This window comes from Rania fehmarnensis, from assembly GCF_056494185.1.
Window position 1 is genome coordinate 818,492 of the sequence record NZ_CM151398.1, and the last position, 20,955, is coordinate 839,446.

At 54.3% G+C, this 20,955-nt stretch carries 7 protein-coding genes; 1 reads left to right on the forward strand and 6 read right to left on the reverse strand.

Annotated features, from left to right (window positions below; translation table 11 throughout):
- Positions 1-4: 4 nt before the first annotated feature.
- The 5 genes from SH573x_RS02600 to SH573x_RS02620 form a co-directional block, all read right to left on the reverse strand.
- The gene (locus SH573x_RS02600; protein ID WP_479352741.1) at positions 5-7,648 is read right to left on the reverse strand and encodes a Calx-beta domain-containing protein; all 7,644 of its coding nucleotides are present in this window, start codon (positions 7,646-7,648) and stop codon (positions 5-7) included.
- 150 nt (positions 7,649-7,798) lie between these two features.
- Entirely contained in the window at positions 7,799-9,079 is a 1,281-nt protein-coding gene (locus SH573x_RS02605; protein WP_479352742.1) for a DUF4832 domain-containing protein, read from the reverse strand.
- A gap of 128 nt (positions 9,080-9,207) precedes the next feature.
- Entirely contained in the window at positions 9,208-12,933 is a 3,726-nt protein-coding gene (locus SH573x_RS02610; RefSeq protein WP_479352744.1) for a WD40 repeat domain-containing serine/threonine protein kinase, read from the reverse strand.
- A gap of 167 nt (positions 12,934-13,100) precedes the next feature.
- Complete coding sequence (locus tag SH573x_RS02615) at positions 13,101-13,793, reverse strand: hypothetical protein (protein ID WP_479352746.1); 693 nt, start codon at positions 13,791-13,793, stop codon at positions 13,101-13,103.
- A gap of 87 nt (positions 13,794-13,880) precedes the next feature.
- A complete protein-coding gene (locus SH573x_RS02620; protein ID WP_479352747.1) occupies positions 13,881-18,149 on the reverse strand; it encodes a dockerin type I domain-containing protein in 4,269 nt (1,422 codons plus the stop codon).
- 435 nt (positions 18,150-18,584) lie between these two features.
- Here SH573x_RS02620 and SH573x_RS02625 point away from each other — a divergent pair, with 435 nt between their 5' ends.
- Complete coding sequence (locus tag SH573x_RS02625; RefSeq protein WP_479352749.1) at positions 18,585-19,208, forward strand: ECF-type sigma factor; 624 nt, start codon at positions 18,585-18,587, stop codon at positions 19,206-19,208.
- An 18-nt stretch (positions 19,209-19,226) separates the two neighbouring features.
- Here the strand turns inward: SH573x_RS02625 and SH573x_RS02630 are convergent, their stop codons facing one another.
- Positions 19,227-20,630 (reverse strand): GntP family permease, encoded by a 1,404-nt coding sequence (locus SH573x_RS02630; protein WP_479352750.1) that lies wholly within the window; start codon positions 20,628-20,630, stop codon positions 19,227-19,229.
- Positions 20,631-20,955 lie beyond the last annotated feature (325 nt).

Below are 20,955 nucleotides of genomic sequence, written 5' to 3' on the forward strand. Positions count from 1 at the left end.
TCCATCATTCCCACACGCGCCGACGCGTTTTTGTGCTTACTTCTTCCCGTGGATCCGGTGCTGCTAAAGTGAACCATGCGTCAACTACGGCATCGGCGGCTAGCGATCGACGTGTGACATTGAGTTCGCCTTCGCCACCGGGATTAGTGTTCAAATAATTGATGACCAATAATGCATCCAGAGCGGTGGCGAAGTTGTCACCGCTGGTGTCCAGGTATACTTCGGGCTCAAAGGGCAATTGAGGAGGCTCCGGCAGTAGGCCCGGTCCGACAGTGTTAAGATGATTAATCACCAATAAAGCATCGATCGGTGTCACACTGCCGTTGTTGTTGACATCCAAACTGTTACGTGGATTGCGATGCGGCCGCAGTAGCTCGTCATCCAGGATTTCGATGTCGTCGCTGACCGATTCATAACCGCTGGCTTCCGCCTGCACGTTGACTGTCCGATTCCCGCTGGCAAAGAAATCATCAATGGCTGCCAGGTCAATTTCGATGGAGGCTTGGCCAGCGGGGAGCGTGACAGAGTCAGGCAGTTGCAACTGTCCGGCCCAGTTGCCTAGCAAACGGACCGTTAGCGGCGAGTTCAAATCTGTATTGCTGCGCGCAAGTACTGCAGTCACACTGGGACCACTTTCTAACAACTCCGCAGCCGCAATCGTGAGCGTCAATAACTCTGCATCCAACACATCGACCTGCGCGGTTGCGTCAATAAAGTTGTTGGCGCGGGCGGAAACGGACACCGTTTGTGTGCCGTCCAGCAGTGAATCGTCGATCGCCAGAATCTCAAACGTCACCCGCGAAACGTTACTGGGAAAGACGACGTTGGCTGGAGCCGTCAGCTCGCTCGTATCGGATGATGTCAACAGAACGCTCAGTGGGCTCAAAAGGTCCGACCCGCGTCGCTCCAGCGTAACCGTGGCCTTGCCACCCGATTCGCTCATTGAGCTGGTGTCAATCGAGAGCGTGAGAGATTCATCGTCGACGATGACCACGGTTAATGGACCAGAGCTTGATAACGCATTGGTTAACTGCCCAATGCTCAATACCAATGTCTCATCGAGTTCATCAATCGCATCGCCCAGAATGTCTAGTCGCAAATCAGTCCGCGTAGTCAATGGAGGCAGGGTCACTTGAAGAGGTACTTGGAAATCAGCGCCCAGAGTTGCGTCACCATCCAGTAGCAAGTCAACTGTCACCGGTACTCCCGCCGCGGCTGACAGTTCCAAGCTTACCAAGATCAGGATGTTGCCTTCGTCGACTCGATTTCTGTCGATGGTCATCGACAAGCCAGGAATCGAATCGTCGTCGCTAAGGCCCACGGTCAACGGACTGGAACTGGTCAACTCTGCATTGGTGATCGAAGCGACCGACAAGCTGATCGTTTCGTCGCCTTCGTATAGTGCATCGGGCAATGACTCGATCGCTACCTTAACTTCCTGTGTACCGGCAGGAATGACTATCGTGTCAGGCCCTTGACGGTAGTCGCTGCCTGGCGTCGCTGTGCCACTCCAATCCAGTTGGACAGAAATCTCTAAACCGCTAATCTGGTTCAAGCGCGCCACGAGAAAAGTAGTGCCACCCGTTTCCGCCAAAGTTGCGCTTTCCACGGACAAGGATAAGGCAGCAGTCGCGTCGTCATCGACAATGGTAATCGTGGGAAATAGCACGTCGCTAATGTCGACGTCTTGACTGTTGATGATACTCAGTTGGATCGACTCGTCAGCTTCATCCAAGTTGTCTTGCAGCAAGCGAATGATCGTTGAACCACTCAACTGGCCAGCCGGTATCTCGATCAGGCGATTAGGAAATTGGTAGTCGCTCGATAACGTGGCGGTTCCTTGGCTCGATAATTCGAGAGTGACGTTAACTGCCGAAGGCTCCGCCAACGTGGCCACGATTTGTACATCGGAATTCGCTTCTGCTGGCGTCAGATTCTCGATGCTAAAGTCGACCTTGGGTGGCAAATCATCGTTGGCAATCAGCAGAGCGACTTGTTGCGAGGTCAGCTGAGTTGCGTTGGTTAGCTGCGCAATGGTAGCCAGGATCGTCTCCGGTCTTTCATAGATCGCATCATCAATTGCGCTGAAGGTCAGGTTGCCGGTCGTTTGGCCAGGTTCGATGATGACTTGCGAACTTGAACTCGTGTAATCGGTATTCAAGGTGGCGGTGCCGCCCTCGAAGGTGAAAAGCACGGTGACTGGCAGACTCGATGGACTCGAGAGAGTAACGATGGCTGTGCCCTGACCGCTGGTTTCGTTCAAGGGGCTACCACTGCTCGAGAGAGTTAAGACGGGTGGTAAATCATCGTCCATGATGGTCGCAGTAACAACTTGAGGACCATCGCTAGTGGCGTTGATAGCGGCACCAGCTTCGACGATGATGGTCTCGTTGACTTCATCCAGCAGGTCTTGAGTGGCGGTGAGTTGCAGCTGCGCCGAAATGGAACCGGCGGCGATTACTAGCTGAGTAACTCCGCCTGTATAGTCGGCGTTACTAGCTGTGCCGGAGTAGATCAGCGGGATAGTGATGTTTCGACCAGAGATGCTGGATAGTGTGGCCACAACCGTCGCGGTGCCCGACGCCTCTGCCAGAGAAGAGTTATTAATTGCGAGTGTATAGCTGGGTGGCTCATCGTCGTCGATGAGAGTTGCTGACCTGATTTGCGCGCCAGGATTGCGTGCGTTGGTGGCTGAGAGAATATCGATCGTCAATATCTCGTCTGATTCATCCAACGTGTCTTGAATCGCTCGAACCTGGACGGTGGCGGTTAGCGAACCTGCTGGAATGAGTATTGTCTCGCTTGTGACTGAGTAGTCGATGTCCTTTTTGGCTTGACCACCGAAAGTGAGTGTTACCTCGACCGGCTTTTCTGATCGCTCGGATAAGGTGGCTGTGAGGGTACGTGTGCCGGCGGCTTCGCCGAGCGTACTTCCATCCAGGCTCAAGCGGACCTGCGGTTCCGGATCATCATCAGTAATGGTCACGGTGGCAGTCTGGACGCCATCTTCCGTGGCGTTGTTGGAGCTCTTGATGCCCACCACAATGGACTCATTGAATTCATCGATGGTATCTGGCAGGGCCGTGATCTGGGCCGAGCCACTGAGCGCCCCAGCGGCAATGGAAATTTGCGTTCGATTAATCTGGTAATCGGTGCCTGCCTGGGCCTGGCCAGCGAGTTCCAGCTCGACAGTGACCGGGTAGATCGAAGCAAAGGACAGTCGAGCTTCGATCGTCGTAACGCCGCCGGCTTCGTTGATTGAAGCATTGCCATTGACATGTAATGACACATACGGCTGAGAGACAATAAAGATTGCGCGGTAGTCACCACCGGGCAAACCATCGCCTGAAGGGATATCGCTCCAGGCTTGTTCGGCTGGACCACCTACAATGTAGCTGTCGCGATACTCGCCATCGAGCAGGCGACCACCCACGGTTCTGATGCCTCCGATATCGCCATCGAGTTCGATGGTGTAGTAGCCAGTTGCCAACGGCGCCTGCGGCTCGAACGAGGCGCGGCGCAGACTTGCATTCCACTGAATCTGTCCGTTGGCTTCGGGAATGAAGATATCATTGCCATCGTAGAAGTCGGCATCAGGAGAATAGAGCAAGCGAAATGAGTTCGTTGTCAGGCTCTCGGGTGCCACGGGTTCATTGAAGAATACATCGATGGTGGTTGGAGAGCGATCGATGACGGTGTTGGGTTGGATGCTGGTATCGACAATTTTGAGATTGTTATACATCCCGTCGTTCGTGTTGCGGGCGTGGGCATAATCCCACAGCAGGCTCATGCGATTGCCACCACCACCCTCTTCGTATTGCATGCGAACACGATAACGGCCAGCTGCCAATGGCACGCTGGCCGGGCCAGTAGTTACACCTTGGCCATTGCCCCAGTTGTTGTTGACAAACTCATTGCCGCTAGTTGCAAAGGCACCATCTTTATTGATGTCGATCCACATGCGCGAGCCATCATCGCTGCGCGTAAACAACCGCACACCATCGGCAGGAATATCGATAAATCCATCCCATTGAACTGAAAACTCATCCCAGTTGGCATCGGTTCCGCCCGTAATGTTGACGTCGGCACGCGTGCCAAAACTGTCGGTATTGAAGTCGACAACCTCGTCAACCCGCGTACCGGCCACGCTCTGCGACGTTCGCCAGTCGTCTTGCGTGGCGTAAGAACGTAGGCTGCGATTGATATACGATCCAGTCAAGCCACGTGTGGTACCCTCGACCGTGGTAAATAAAGCTACCGGAGGCACCGCAGAAGCGACCATAAATGTTTGTGACAAATTGACCGCCAGACCGCTGGCATCACGGAGAGTAGCTTCGACTCGATAATTATCGGGTGTCAACAGGGCTCGCGTGTAGACACGCAATAGTCGCCCACCCAAATTCATCATTGGGTCGTACATGACATCGACGGGCGCGAAGGTATCATCGGCGGTGCCCAGCGCTCGGTCCGCGCCGGCTCCTCGCAGCGTATAGTTAGCGCGATTGACTTGCGTGACATCTAGCTCGTCATCAAAGAAGATGTCCAACAAATCTCGCTCATGGTTCTGGCGATAGTAGTTCAGTCCCGTAACCGTGGCAGCGCGGGTATCGGTCGCGTTGACGATGAAGGTGGACACAAAGTCGCCACCTCGCGTGCCATTGCCCGAAATCTCTGGGAAGCTGAGCACACCATCGGTTTCACCATCCAGCGCATTACCTTGCAAATCGGTGAGACCGCTGCGCAGGGTTACTGTATACGTATCGGTCGGTAAGTCCGCGTCGGCAACCCACGTGAGTACCGAAGTAAATGAATCAAAGGTCGCGATCCCACTGCGCACACCGCTGTTAGCTCCGCGCACTTGAATGTTGTTGGAAGTCAACGTGGCAGGATCCAGTTGATCATTGATCCACCACGTGAGTTGGCGCGTGGAATCGATCGTCTGGCCGCCATCGGGCCAGGCGCCAGCAATGCGCGGTCCAGTTAAGTCGAGCGTGCGTTCTGGAGACACCTTGAAACGGTAGTAGCCGGTGGTCAACGTCTCTGGACGAATGCGAATGATGTATTCGCCGGCGGTTGCGAAGCGAAAATCCAGATTAGGGTCAGCCGAAGTGATACCCGTATTGCGATCCAGCCCACTAGTGCTAGTGGCCAAGACGTTGCCAGCGGCGTCTAAGATCTCGAGCGTCGCATCGAGCGCAGTTTGAAATTCTGCAGAATCGATATCCAGTGAATAAAGTTCGCCCGCTGTCACCGTAAGGCGATAGTGATCCACATCGTTGATCGCCGAAATGCTGCCCACGATTACCGCTTGATCATTGCGAGCTTCAGAATCGGACATCATTTCAGTGATGTAGGGCGTGACGAACTGAGCCGTGGCGGGCGTATTGTTGCTTTCACTTTCTAAGACGATGCGTCCAGATTCCAAGGACCAGTCCAAATAATCTCGCATATTGAACAGGCGTGGATTGGAGACACGGGCATCGCCGTTACCGTTTAGTCCCATCCAGTTGAACGAACCGATGGGTAAGAAATCGTATTGCCCACCGTAACTCATCGTATTGAGTGGGTGGCGCGCATGAAACAGGCCGACTCCATGACCGTTCTCGTGATAAAACAGTCCAAACCAAACATCCGACAAGCGCGTCCAGTTGGCATCACAATTACCCGAGCCGTTGCCGCTGGGCCGACGATTTCCAAAATATCCACCCTGCGAGCCTCCACAACCTTGGCCGGCTGTGTCGGTAAATTTCCAACCTACGAATTCCGTGGTGCTCGGTGGCTGCACTTGTGTAAGATCGACTTGATACATGTCATAGCGAGATTCGAAGAACGCCATGAAAGCCGGTACATGCGCCGACTTGCTGTAACCGCTGTAGTCTTGGTAATAGAGCGGTACATCGCGATAACTAGGAAACTCACCCGCCACCCGCGGCACGAATTTGTAAGCCCCCAAACCAGTGGCGGCTGTAGCCTGCACAGTCAAGAAATAACGAGCGCTGCGTTCAACACGCGTATTCCAGCCTGTCGTCGACAGGAAGCCGTTATGCGCATAGTCGAGCGGTTGGCCGTATTCGTTGTACAGGGTCAGCAAGCGACTCTGCGAACCCATTGCCCCGGTCGTAGATTCCAATCGAAATTCATAAAAACCGGTGCCAGCCAAATCGACTGCAAAGACATCGACATCGGTCAGCGAAGCCAAGGAACCAATGGCTGCGGGGGCAAGGTTCAGCGAGACTGCACCTCCGCCTGAATTCAATCGATCACTCCACAGCAAATACGCGAGATTACCGCCGCCGCCTTCTTCGTATTGAATACGAACGCGGTAGTCGCCCACCGGCAGCGCCACTGAAGCATTGCTGAGCGTATTGCCTTGACCTGCGCCCCAATTGTTATTGACCAGTTCGGCGCCGCTGGAATCAAAGACGCCGTCGCCATTAATGTCGATCCACAGTCGGCTGCCATCGTCGCTGGCCAGGTATAGCTGGGTTCCTGGGTTGACGATGCGCACAAATCCGTCCCACTGGACGGAGTAGTTGTCCCAATCGTTGTCATTGCCGCCGGTGATGCCGACGGTCGAACGCGTGCCCCAACTGCCTTGCGGAAAGTGAATGCGAGTATCCGTGCGCGTGCCGGCAACGGTTTGGGTGGAACGCCAATCCGTCTGAGCAGCGGTGCCACGCAAGTTCGAATTAATGTAACTGCCGGTCAGACCTTGCGTCGTAAAGGCGCTAGTGGTCGACAGGTATTGACTGGGGATAACATGTGGGCCCATATCCACGAAGCTGGCGGCTTGAAAGCCGTCTCCAGTTTCGGCGTCCACGATGGGATTGTTGGCGACTAACAACTGAGCGAGATAGGCACCCATCGCGGTGCGCAGCGAATTATCAGCTGCTACCGAGATAAAATAAGTGCCGGCTGCAGGGACCGTCGCGGTCAAGCCGTTGCCATCCAGGCCAGTTGCCACAATAGTACCTGCGGAATTCAACAGCCGAATGGATGGATTGTTGATCGGCTGCTGAGTGAACTTAGCGGCGATACCTTGACCGCTTTGCAACGAAATAGAAAACATATCGATGTCGGTGGCCGTCGACACGCTGCCCCGGATATTGGTTTGTCCGCTCAAGGCGTTAGCGGTTGCAAGATTATCATTGCTCTCGGTCTCAGTAATTCCCGCAAATGCAGTTACCGTAGCTTGGATGCTGTAACTGCCCACGAAGGGGCCGAGCACATTGTTCGAAGTCAGACGCAACGCATAGGTGCCGCCGACGGCAATCTGAAAAGAAATAGAATGCGAATCAAAGGCTGACGCCAGTACATCGCCTGCAGCATTGATCAACTCGAGCGTTGTATCGAACGATGGCATGCTTTCACTGTTGGCGCTGATGCGAAATTGCAGCGTATCACCCGCAGTGGCTGCAATGGCAAAGTGATCGATGTCAGCGAAATTCTGTATGCGGCCAGTGAGAGCATCTGTACCGGTGAAAGGCGTACCTGTCGCAAAGGTATTGTTGGGCTCAATTTCGCCCACTAGTAATCGTCGCGTCTCCAGGGGCTCGATCTGCAGCCGGCGAAGGCGGCGAAGGCAACTGCGGCGGGCTGTTGAATTCAGTGCGGTCGAGGGCAAACTTGGGCGTGATAACGGGGCCATGGAAAAGGCTCGAGGGGTAAAGAGAGCGTAACTAAGTGTTGTGCATTATAAATGACATCACCACACGCGGTGGTCGCGCAGATAAAGCGCAAGAGGAGTAGTTTACACAAGGGTGACCTACCCCCGAGACTTATTTCGGATGGGAAGCGTTCATTTGGGGGGCATTTCGAACTCGATGCGTTGGCCGGGGACGAGGCGATCGCATTCAAGGCTGAATGCGCCGGGCTGCATGGGACGCTCAATATTGAAGGTCTTGGATTTTCCAGGTAACAAGTGCTTGAGCGATTCTTTGGACCGCACGCCACTGATCGCGGGGAACGCGTCGTAGTAGATCGGGGCAATGCCTTGGTTGGTAATGGTGACTTGCGTGTTGTTGGCCGTACTGGAAAGCTTGGTGACTTTGAAGCGATAGCCGCAAGCCATGGATGCTTGCCGAATCCGTTCGAAACTCTGGTGTTCGGGTTGGGCATCGCCAATCATGAATGAGATATGAAACTTGCGTGCATGCTCTTCGAACGGGATTCCGTGGGCCCCTTGGGGATCGAGGGCCTGCTTTTGATCGGCGTCGTCAAAGAATGCAAACTCGCCGCCAGTGGGTGCGCGTTGCCAGCGATTTAATCCGAGCGCTCGCCAATTGGGTTCGTTCTCTTGGGCGTGGCGGGCATGATTAAAGGAGTCATCGAACACTCCGAAGGGCAATGCCAATAGTTGTTTGTCGTCGACATAAGGTGCGCGACTATCATCGGCAGCATCCACTGAGATCATCCAAGGCGTGGTCTGAAGTACTTGGGCCACATGCTCGGCGAAACGTGCCTGATACTCTTTAGATGGAAAGGTCTTGCCCAGCTGGAATGGGCCATCGTAGATGTGATACTCCGACCATAAACCGAAGCCGACTTGTACAAACGCCAGTCTAGGATCGCGGTCGTAACGCTCGGCGAACTTGGTGAAGAACTCCAGAGCAAACGCTTGAGCTTCAGGATGAGACCAATCGGGAAAGCCCGTGGACTTGCCTTCGCTCTTGGCAATCACGCCTTTATAACCGGGCGCTTGTTGCAGGTATTTCGGCAGCCCATTGGGTTTACCTACGTAGGTATCGTGCCAACGCAAGATCAATTGATGACGTCGTCCGGCCACTTCCGTTAGCAGTTGTTCCAGAGCTGTCCAATCATAGTTGCCTTTTCCCTTTACGACTTGATCATAACGCATGTAGGAGAATTCAAGTTGAATAGGAGCTGTGGCCACCACAGGGTTGGTTGTCCAGAGCACGATGCCCGTCATCGGTTGGGTATTGGTAATTGCCGCTGTACCTGGCGGCTGGCTGGTCGAGTTTTCTGTTTGCCCGCAGAGAATTGCCGGGCTCTGCATCCAACAGAGCAGAGCCAGTAGCACAACGTAGATACGCAAGGAATAGGAAGTGGTCAGCTGCATGATCGTTCCCGAGTGTGAACTGGTCGCCAAGTCGTAATGTAACCGAAGTCGCCAGACTTTGGACGCGTACCGATCGATTTCCAATCTCTGGCGAGATCGGCTACATGGCTGAACCGCCGGAGGTGATGTCACTTCTCGATGCGCAGCATGGGGAGGTCGGCGTCCCATATTTCGATCTCGGGTGAACCTTGAAAGGTGATCACTATGCGGGTACCTGGCGCATTCGCATAGACGTGATTTACCCGCGCGCCATGCAGAGGCAGGGTGCAGTAAAGCTCAGGAGACGGCGCGGTGGACCACACGTGAACCGCGTTTTCACTACTACTGAGGCAACGGTCATTATCCAAGAGCACCAAGTCTCGAATGCGTTCTTGGTGAGCCGCCCAGCGCAGGGGAGTATTCAAATCAGCCAACAAGCCAACGTTAATCGTGCCGTGCTCGGTGCCCACGGCAAAGGTTCCATCGCGAACCGCCACGGCAGCATGTATGCCTTGATCGATGGCTTGCGTTTTGATCAGTTCAGCTTGGGAGTTAAAGACTCTGAGTATGCCATCGCCACCACCACACACCACGTTTCCATTGGCATTAACCGCGGTCATTAGAATGGCATTGCCCGTAAAGCGGTCGACAACAGAATTGTCCCAACTGCGAGTCGGCTCCAGGCTGTGCGATTGAAAGCAGCGAATGACTTCGCAATCATGAGCGGGAGTTTCGCCAACAAATGCCAGGTATTGGCTAGCATCGACGGGCCGCGCGATCTGTTTCGTGCCCATCAAAGATTTTGGAAAAGATGACTTCGACGTGTTGAGCCGGTAGTTGGTTGTCGGAACCGACTCGCTGGTGGTTTTTAGGACATCGTGACTAGCGATCTGATCCGACGGCCAGATGCAATCGCTGGTGGTTCCATTGAATTGCAACCAAGCCAAATCGGGGATGAGTAACTCGACGGGACAATCGCTGGGTGCCGCAACAAATCGGGCGGTAGAGACACTTTTCTTAATAACCTGAACATTCACTATGCGTGTTAACTTTAAACCCTGCATGTCGTATTGTCGAATTTGATACGTTGGGCTGGAGGTGTGATTCAGCAGACCCACCAGCCACAGCGACTCAGCCCGCATCGCCACATCCTGCACATCTTGCAGCCCTTCTATAATCGTTCGATGCACGTGCCGCGGCAGTTGGCGCACCTCATAGACTTCTAATCCTTCCAAGGCAGTAGCCGCCAACTCAGATGCTTGTGGATGGAATTCAGCGATGGGCCCTCGACGACCTACCAGCGGAATGTCCAGGCTTGCATCGGACCCACGAAAGGGTTGCATCAACGTCAATAGTGACGCATGCGATTCCAATAACAGTTGCTGATCGTTGGGACTGTACCTGAGAGCGGGTCGTATGCGATGCTTGTCCAGAGCGGTGCAGCTGAGTGTATGCTCGGCCTTACTCCCCCAAGCATGAAATTGAATCTGACTGGAGCCCGTCAGATGGGCAATCAAGCGTTCGGAGTTACCGCGGACGCTCGGCATCCAGTCACTACCAAATGGTGCAGCGATTGGCTCCAGGGATTGAGCATCCAGCCAGTGATGTTTGTCGGAAGACCCAAGAGAAATGTACCCTGGGTGTGACGTTGAGATGCTGAGAGCTTGTTCGGGTAGCATCGCTGGGTAGAGTTGCCAACGGTCACCTTCCAGTTGCCACGCGCGGCAGGCGAAGTTTCCATCTTCATTGCTGCTGGCGACGATTTTATTGCCGTCTGTGCTAAAGGCAGCTGCAGTGACTCGACCCGGATCGAAAGCCACCCATGTTTGACTCACCGCGAAATCTTGTTGAACATTCCAGAGGTGTATGCGCCCCTGGCGCGTACCGGCCAGCAACCAGCGACCGTCGGGACTGAATACGACTGTCATCGCGCCTTCTTGCGACTTCTTGCCCTCCCACAAGCGCGAGACTCTTTCTAAGGGGTTGTCGACGATCTTAAGGGCTTTATGAATCTGCCATGTTTGGGCGTTATAAACGCGAATCTCGACTGTATAGTTATCCTTGGCTTGGCCAGCGGCCAGGTAATTGCCATCAGCACTAAAGGCAATACAGCTCCAAAACGGACCGCTGAGCGATTGAACCAAACGCGCATCGAGGCCGGTCTCGCATTTTAACTGCAGCGAACGCAAGGTCGCCCGCTGCTGAGCGTCGGATGACAGGGCCAGTGCGTCTGCCACGCGTTCAGTCGCTTGCCAACTCCAGCCAGGCGTAGCCTGCTCGCGCGCTAGTGAGTCAGCTTCGGAGATTAGCGAACGCAGCAACGCGCGTTCGGTTCGTTCTTTCTCCACTAACAGCTGTTGTGTCTTGTGCCGGCTCTCTTCCAGAGCCTCGTCGGCGAGTTGGCGCGCCGCTTGTGCATTGAGCATCAGGCGAGTTGTAATCAGCAGGCTGACGAACAGTATCAAGAGTATCGAGAGTCCCGCCGTGATGGCCAACTTGCGTTTGTGCCAGAGCTTGCCAAGTTGATAGGCGAAACTTGGTGGACGCGCCAGCACGCATTCGCCATTCAAGTAGTTCTGAACATCAAGCGCCAGGATGCTAGCCGATTCATAACGCCGAGCGCGATTCTTGTCCAAGCTCTTCATGACGATCCAGTCGAGTTCGCCATTCAAAATGGACAGAAGTTTCACGGCCTCGATCTGCCTCTGAGCAGCGATGTGTGCCAGGTGCTCAGCAGTTTGCTCGCGCAGTCGGACACTGGGACGCGGAGGCTCGTAGTCACGGACCATCTCCAGCGCATGCAGCACCGTATGGTCGCGCCAGGCTGGTTGCTCGATTGGCGTAGAACCGGTTAGTAACTCAAATAAGACAACTCCCAGTGAGTAAATGTCGCTGCGGATATCGATGTCCACGACATTGCTCTGCGCCTGTTCTGGACTCATGTACTGGAACGTACCGACGACTTGTCCCGCTTCGGTAAAACTAGTCGCGAGCGTAAGGCCATCGGTATCGCCAAGGGCTTTGGCCAGTCCAAAGTCGATCACCTTCGGTACAACCTGCCCATCGCAGTGAGTGACAAGAATATTCGATGGTTTAAGATCTCGATGAATGATGCCCTTTTGATGAGCATGATGCACGGCCTGGCAAATCAAAGTGAACAGTTCGAGTCGCTGGCGTATGGTCAATCGATTGGCATCGCAATAACGGTTGACTCGCGCCCCATCGACCAACTCCATCACAAAGTAAGGCTGGCCTGCTGGTGTGGCACCAGCCTCCAGCACCTTGGCGATATGTGGATGATCCATGATCGCCAACGATTGACGTTCCATCTCAAAACGCGCGATGACTCGACCACAATCGATACCAGGCTTGATCAGTTTGATGGCCACACTTCGGCGCACGGGATACTCTTGGCGAGCTTTCCATACCGTGCCCATACCACCATCACCTAAATGCTGCTCCAGAACGTACGCACCAATGGCAGTACCGGGTACGGGCTGCAGTTGCGTCGACCATTGTCTTTCGATGGCGTCAGCAAACAAGAACTGGCCTGTATTTTGATCAGCGTTAAGGCCTGTACTATGCCCATGGGCTGGTTCAGTCGCCTCAATGGCCGATTCAATCACCGTGGCGTACAGGGGATTGTCGAGCAAGAGCTGTTGTTTGTTGAGTGCCTGGCCCGATTGCTGTTCAAGTTCGAATTGAATCGATACCAGGCCCTGGATCACTGGCTCCAACCATTGTTGCGGCGGCAGATCAAACTGGCTTTTTAGCTTGTCTAGAAACGCAGTCAAGTTCGGACATGTGCCATACTCCCGCGCGTGCTGTTCAAACTGTTCGAACGCACTATCCATCAACAATTTAACAGCGAGCATGGGCGATCTGCGGCTGGTAGAGATTCAGAAGCTGAGTCCTTCGCAAACTCATTTGGCACTAAGTATATCAGCAGCGTGGTGTCTCTGGCGACTCTCCGTAGCCGAAGTCACCAGACTTTGGATGCATTACGACTCTTCGTAGCCGAAGTCGCCAGACTTTGGACGCATTACGACAACCCCTTCCGTCGCAGGCGTCGGTAGCCAACCAGTAAGCCCACAAAAGTAGAATACAGTGCACCAGGCTCGGGTACCGAAGCGACCGTGATCGTGCCGATGCTAACGGTATAGGCCAGTTCGGCCAGGTTCTCATCCAGAAACGAAGTAAACGGACCAGGCACTAGCGATACTTCAAATTCATCGCCCGCCGTGGGTGCCAGAAACCCCGGGCCAGGTACCAAGTCCAAACGTGCCAGCAGCAGATCGCTGTTGGTAAGGGTTACCGATGGAGGAGCCAGCAACGTATAGCTGTCCAGCCCCACATATGTATCGTCGGGATATAGATCGGTTTGCACGCTTCCCACGGCTTCGGGATCAATGCTCAGCAATGGGTCGCCATCGCGTTTGAGACTACCAGCGCTAAACACGTAGTCGCTATCGCTCAATTGCGAATCACTCTGGGACACCGCAAATCGCAGTTGGGTGGTCGTGGCTCCCAACTGCTCAATGCGAAATGTAAACCCAAAATTGGAAAGTGTGTCGTTGGCATCGCTGCGAATCAGTACATCCACAGACCCAAATCCCAAACCGGATAGCTCTGTATCAGCAATGGTGATAATCAGACCTGCCTCGGCGACCTTGGGACATTGCAGTACCAGTGCAAGTAAGCAGCACGAGAACCACGTAGCAAGTAAGCGAATCATGAAGTGTTTCCAAATGTTTGAAGTAAAACAAGGATGCAGCGCACAGGAGTTCTCTAGGGTGAGAACCGCAGTCGAGTCGACAGTTCCTTAGTCATCGATGGTCAGAGCTGACGATAATGCTCTGCCAATACCGCGTCGTACCGCCAGCACATCGATGATGTTGACGGTTCCATCACCATTGAGATCCTCGTCCAAATTGCTGCCGGAAGTACCCACGCGGCGGCTGACTTGAGTGTTATCCAGTGCATTGGTCGCGCGATCGCCATTGGCATCTCCCAGTAATCGATAGAAGTGCTTGACGCTCTCCAGTGATCCATTGCCATCCAAGTCCATTTCCAATGCATAGTAGCCGTTACCTTGCACTGTCAGCGGTTCACCCGTTAATCCGCCAGCCCCAAAGTCAAGCCGCATGATGTTATCGACGTTACTGAAATCCAGCAGTCCATTGAGTAAGATCGTGTCACCACTGCCGCTACCATCAAGATTGAAGCGCCGCAGGCGAATTCGATCATTCTGCACGTCTCCATCGTTCAATGAGTCCACGATCTCTTGGACACCGGTGGCGGTGTTGAAGGTTACATTAAGGTGCCGGATGAAGGATCGTTGTGCTGCACCGTTTTGAACATCAAACCCGGAGATCGCGAGGGCTGCAGGCGGATCGAAGACAGCCGTGACAAATACGTCCGCCTCTTCCGGATATGGCTCTTCGTTGCCTCTACGGTCGACCCCGATTGAACGGAAGAGATAGGTGTGCTGCTGGCCGTCGGCAATCGCCTGGTAGGTAGTTGAGGCTCGGTAGAAGGTTCCAGAAGGATCTAACTGGGCGTTAAGCACCGCGATCTGATTGGAAGGGCCGTTATCAACTTGCACTTCCAAGATGAATTCTCGTAGCGCCGACCCGCCGGCATCGATGCCCGCCAGTTCAATTTCGAAAAGTGGCTGACCGCTATCAACGGACACCACTTGAGTTGTCGGTGGCTCGACATCTGGCACATAGACGCTGGCTTCTGCCGAGACGCGTTTACGCTCGAGATTGCCAGCCCAGTCCACAGCCAGCGAACGAAACGCATAGGTGCGATTGCTTTGAGCCGTGAAATTGGCAGTGGGCGAACTGGCCGCTAGTGTCATCCATGGCACAAACGCGGCGCCATCGACGGAAACGAAGATGCGAAACTCTCTCACTCCAGAGCCCGGCTGTTCAACTGTATCGGGGTCCGCGCCGGTGACGTGAATCGGAATCGAAGTCGAATCAGCTGGACTGCTCAGAGGGGAAACGCGGCTAGTCGGCGCGATCACGTCACGTCGCATGGCCCGCGAAAACTCAGAGGTGCTTAAGAACGCATCGGTTGCGGTACTGGTTATATATTCGCTGGCCACGGTTTCGGCTAGTTGCAGACTGAAGCTGGCGTTGCCCGCAGCATCGGTGGTAACCTGCTGCCAGCCTAACCAACGCTGGCCACCGCTTACACCATTGGCGTTGGGCTGAGCATTGGCATAGAAGTCCAAGGTGAAGGTGGCCGACGGCGAACTGTGAAAGAGACCAGAAACAGTCGTGGTACTACCCGACAATACGGTATGTATTTCGGGATAGTTCAAGCGCCCGTTTGCACCCGAGTCGGCATCTAGTGAATCGTTAGCGTTATTGCCGATGGGACTCAGTTCGATCCCCAAGCCATGGTTGCTGTGAATGGAGTTACCACGAACGGAATTGCCCGATCCCGATTGCACAAAGACGCCCTCCCGGTTGTTCCAGGCAATGGTGTTCCCGGTGGTGGCGCCTAACAGAGCGCCGGTGATGACGCCGATGACATTGGATTGTCCGCTTTTTATTAGAACTCCATAGCCTCCGTTGGGTAGCGGTGACTGGCCACTGACATCGGTTCCGATGTGATTGCCTTGGACATAGTTGTTGTGGGCTGTATCGATTTGAATTCCATTGGTGGCTTGCCCTGCAATCAAGTTCGACTCGAAATGGTCAGAAACACCATCACCGTTGGTGCCGATCAAGTTGAAGTCGGCTCCGATCTCAATCGACACTCCCGGGCCGGTATTGGGTAACGCAAGAGTACCAGTAACGTCGGTTCCCAAGCGGTTGCCGGCCACGATGTTATACTGCGCTCCCGCCAGTCGCACGCCACCAGAGTTGCCATGGCCTGAAATCAGATTGCCCTCCGAACTATCTAAGTTTCCATCGCCATCGGTGCCGATTGTGTTGTAGGTTGCATCGGTGATGATCACGCCTGTGGGCGCGTTGCTCAATGCACTGGTACCAGCGGCATTGGTACCGATGAAGTTGTTTTGGACGCGATTGAATGACGCGCTGGTGCCTGTAATCCAGACGGCCGCCAATTGATTGCTGGAGATAACGTTGCCTTGTCCAGCGATTGGACCGCCCACGCGATTGTGGCTGGCGTCCTGGATGCGGATCCCAATGAACTGATTGCCACGCGCCAATTCTCCTGTGCGATCGAGCCCTATATAGTTGCTAAAAACGTTGGTTCCTTGGGATGAGCCGTAGACATAAATCCCTGCGGCTGCGTTGGCAGAGATTACATTCGAATAGTTCGGCAGGTAGTCGCCGATTTGTGTTCGCAAACTATCGCCAACTTGGATGCCGTGGCCTTGGTTGGCCAGCGGCGAGTTACCGTCGGATTGTAAGCCGATGGTATTGTTGTAAAGAATGTTGTCGTGGCTCGAGAGGATCTCGATGCCGGACCGCAGGTTGCCCGAGATCACGTTGCCAGTCGCCGAAGAGGTTGCAGATCCCACAAACGTTAAAGCGCTCTCGGGTCGCAGCGACACTCCGGCCAGGGCATTGGGAATGGCGCCTGTGCCGTTGATGTCGGTACCAATGTATTGGCCCTGAATGACATTGCCCTGCGTCCCAAAGCCTTCCACGCGAACTCCGTCCCAGCCGTTACCGGAGATGACGCTATGGAGCGCACCACTGGCTACATCGCCTTCCATGACGTAGTTGCCGTTAGCGCCCGAGTGGATATGAATTCCAGCTTGCGAATTGCCAATGCCTACCAGGCCGGCCGCATCGGTACCGATGCGATTTTGCCGAATAAAATTGGATCTTCCATTTCTGCCTTGGATGGTAATTCCATTGCCTTGGTTACCCGAAATTGTGTTCGCCTGTCCGAATAAAGTTCCACCGACCTCGTTGGCATGGACGTTGTCCAAGTCGACTCCGTGAAAGCCATTACCACGATCTTGAGTTCCCTGGGCATTAAGGCCGATGATGTTGCCGCGAACTTGGTTTTCAAGCGATTCAAAATAGATGAGCACTCCGTGTCCACCATTGCCGGATATCACGTTACCTGCAGCGATATCGCCAATGCGATTGTCGCGCCCGCGGAACATCGAGATGCCGTTGAATGCGTTTGGCAAGAGCGTATCACCGTCTGCTGCCAGGCCAATTATGTTATTCAAGATGGAATTGGCGGAGCTGGCTCCCAGGCCGATTCCGTCCGTTCCATTACCTGAAATCAGGTTGCCATCGGCGGCGGTTGGACCGCCAATCCAGTTGCGCACCGAGTCCCAATACGATGCCACTCCGATTCCCAGATTGGCAATGGCCTGCATACCAGTTACATCCGTGCCCACATAGTTGCCGCGCACTTCATTGTCGCTCGACAATATCCCCTCGATACGTACGCCATCGGCATCATTGCCCGAGATCAAGTTGCGCTGTGCAGCCGTGGAGCCGCCAATGGTATTGCCGACACCCTGCAGCACGTTGACACCGATGCCGGTGTTACCCAGATCTTGCGTGCCAGTCGCATCGGTACCAATGAAGTTACCGATTACCAACGTCGAATTGGCTTCGATAAGTATGCCGCGTTCGTTGTTGCCGCTAATAATGTTGCGATCGGCGGCGGTTAAGCCACCAATGGTGTTGTGGGGGGCATGGGCTACATAGATACCGTTGCCAGTGTTTCCTAAATCCACGGTGCCCAAAGCGTTGGTGCCGATGGCATTGCCGACGATTCTGTTGCCGGTGGCCGATTCGCCCACGATGAAGATGCCATGGCCTTGAAAGCGATTGATAGCCAGGCCGCGAATTTCACTCTCTGGCGCAGCCAGTGTCAGGCCGTCGCCCACAACCGCACTTCCATTGAGTTCCACCAAAGGATGTGAGGTATAACCCGGCTGAGTCGTGCCATCGATGACTAGCGGTGCGGTGATCGTGGGTAGCGGCGAGGCCAGGTTGATCGTTTGCACGCCGTCGTCCTGCAAGTTGAACTCGATACGATCGGCTTCGGCAGTTGCATTGGCGCTGATGATGGCTTGCCTGAGCGAACCGGCTCCGGCGTCATTGAGAGAAGTGACTGCAAAGGTGGCCATGACCATCCGCGGCTCCAACACCTCAATTTGCTCAGCGAACCTTCTACGCAGCCTATGCTGCCTGGCAGCCTGACGCGGCTGCTGCTTGGTTGTGGAAACCAGTCGACGAAACAACTGAGGCAGGGCAGGGTAGGCCATCGAAGGAGAGTCCTGTGAGACGAGCTGAGGGGATAGGAAGCAAGAGGAGGTGCGGGTCCGGCAATCAACCAACCCAGGTCTGAATCGCCAGCTGCAAAAAGGGTCTAAGGGTTATGTCAAGAAAATGGGCCTTGACCCGAAGAACTTTTTAGAAAATTCTTTCTTCAGGCTTCACGAGTTTCTTCAATGAGACGGTTCCCAACCATTTGCCGCCAGGCAACCGTCAGGTACTATTTAAGGAGTCACCGGCACAAAATCTGTTCATCCCCAAGTGCAACGTGAATTGGATTGTCGATACACCCGATGCTTGACGAGTTGCAGCCCCAGTCCCATGGCTCAGTTACCAATGCGATTGACGCTTTGCGAAATCAGGGCATGGAGAACCAGGCCGCTCAGCTCTTATGGGATCGGTATTTCCAGAAGCTGTGCGGTTTCGTGGAAGGTCAGATCTATGCACAAAACCGTCATCACACTTCTGCAGATGAAATAGCCTGCGACGCCTTCATGGCTTTGCTGGAGGGTGTTCAAAAGAACCGTTTTGAAAAAGTGCGTAATCGTGACGAGCTGTGGCAGATGTTGACCCTCATTGCCTCGCGGCGCACGATCAATGCGCAGCTGAAGGCGGCGCGACCCAAACATGGAGCTGGTCGAGTTCGTGGCGAGTCGGCCTTTGGCAGTTCTGGCATCAATAGCCTGGTCGATTTTGTGCAGCGCGACTTGGGGCCTGAGGATGCTTATCTACTGCGAGAACTCTCGCAACGCTTGCTGGACGCTCTGCCCAACGAGCAGACGCGGCGCGTCGCACTGCTCCGTATGGCTGGCTACTCCAATGCAGAAATTGCCGCAGCTATCGAGCGCACGGTACGCACGGTCGAAAGCCGGCTGAGCTTGGTTCGGGAAATCTGGTCGAAGTTGCTTGATCAATAAAGCATTCGACCTTGGAGCTCAAAACGCTCCAACATAAGTGCCTAATGCCAACACCGACACCAGGCCAGCTAACGGGCACAAGATCGTAATAACGGCGATGTCCAAGTAGCCTTGCCGATGCGTGACCCCACAGATCAGTAGGAGAGTGATCACCGCCCCATTATGCGGTAGGCTATCCAAGCCTCCACAGGACATCGAGGCCACTCGATGCAACAGTTGAGGATCGATACCACTAGCTAACGCACTCTCATAGTAGTGTTGCCCCAATGTTTTCAGCGCGATGCTTAGACCACCTGAGGCTGAACCCGTGATGGCCGCCAGGCTGTTGACGGCCACGGCTTCGGATATCAACGGATTGCCCGGTGAGATGCCGGTGACAAACTTTTCAACTAACGTAAATCCGGCTAAGGCCTTGATGGTGTTCCCGTATCCATATTCGGAGGCGGTGTTGAACAAGGGCAACAAGGAAGAACGCGCGCCCTCGGAGATAGCCGCCTTCAAACGCTCTAAGCAGCCGGGCACCAGCAGGCGGTAATGAAGCCCAATGGTGACGAGGATGGTGATCACCATCGCCAGGATGGTAGACCAGGTGCCCGCAACTTTGCTCAGCTCCGTTTGACCAAACTGCGGAGTCGACAGATAGTCGGCTTGCCAGTTCGGTATCACCCACTGGGATAAGATCAGACTCAAACTAAGCGCGGTGAAGATGGGTAGATAGGCGCTCCAAGCCGCAGGCAGCACGCGCTGCGGCTGGTCAACTTCATCAGCGGACTGAAGTTCGCCAAACGGTTCATCCATGTTTCTGGCGGCAGCTACTCGCCAGTTCAGCCACAGCATGCCCAGTGAAAACATGATCAACGCGGCCAGACATCCCAGTCCTGGGGCGGCAAACGAATTGGTTTTGAAGAACTGCATCGGAATCAGGTTGTGGATTTGCAACGAGCCAGGCAGAGCGGTCATCGTGTACGTGAACGAACCCAGGGCGATCGTGCCGGGGATCAGTCGCCGAGGAATATTGGCTTTTTGAAACAGGCTGCGCGTCATCGGGAAGACAGCAAAGACAACCACAAACAGCGAGACGCCACCGTAGGTCAAGATGCTACAACTGAGGACCACTGCCAACACAGTTCGACGAATGCCAAGCAAGTTCACAATTTGGTCTGCGATCTTGGCCGCCGCACCCGAGTCTTCCATCAATTTGCCAAACACCGCTCCGAGCAGAAAGAGCGGAAAAAAGTCGCGAACAAATTGACCAACACTGCTCATAAAGATCTGTGTATACACCGCCAGCATCGGCAAATTGCCATCTACGGCCACTGCGCACAGTGCACACAGGGGCGCTAGTACCAACACGCTGACGTCTCGGTAGGCCAAGTACATGAGCAGACACAGCGAAAGGACGATACCGGCAAGGCTTATCACGATAGTGGTTGTCAGTCGAATATTTTGGAGGAAGAACGAAATGAGCTTCGTGGAGCAAGTGCGAGCGTTCTATTGCGCCAACCGCACACTAAGTACGTGGACACATCCACGTACTTATTATGCGAAAGTTATACAGATCGCGCAGGGTAATCATAGTGATATTCGAGTGTTGGTGGGTGGGGGTCTGTCCCCTAGCTGCACAGATTAGGTAGTGCAATGTGCAATTGTCGCTTGTTACGGTTCATACTTAAGCTAACATGAACGCTTCGCAATTTTAGCCCTTGAATTTTTAGGGACTCATTCGTCGCTTTAGTTTTGGAGTTTG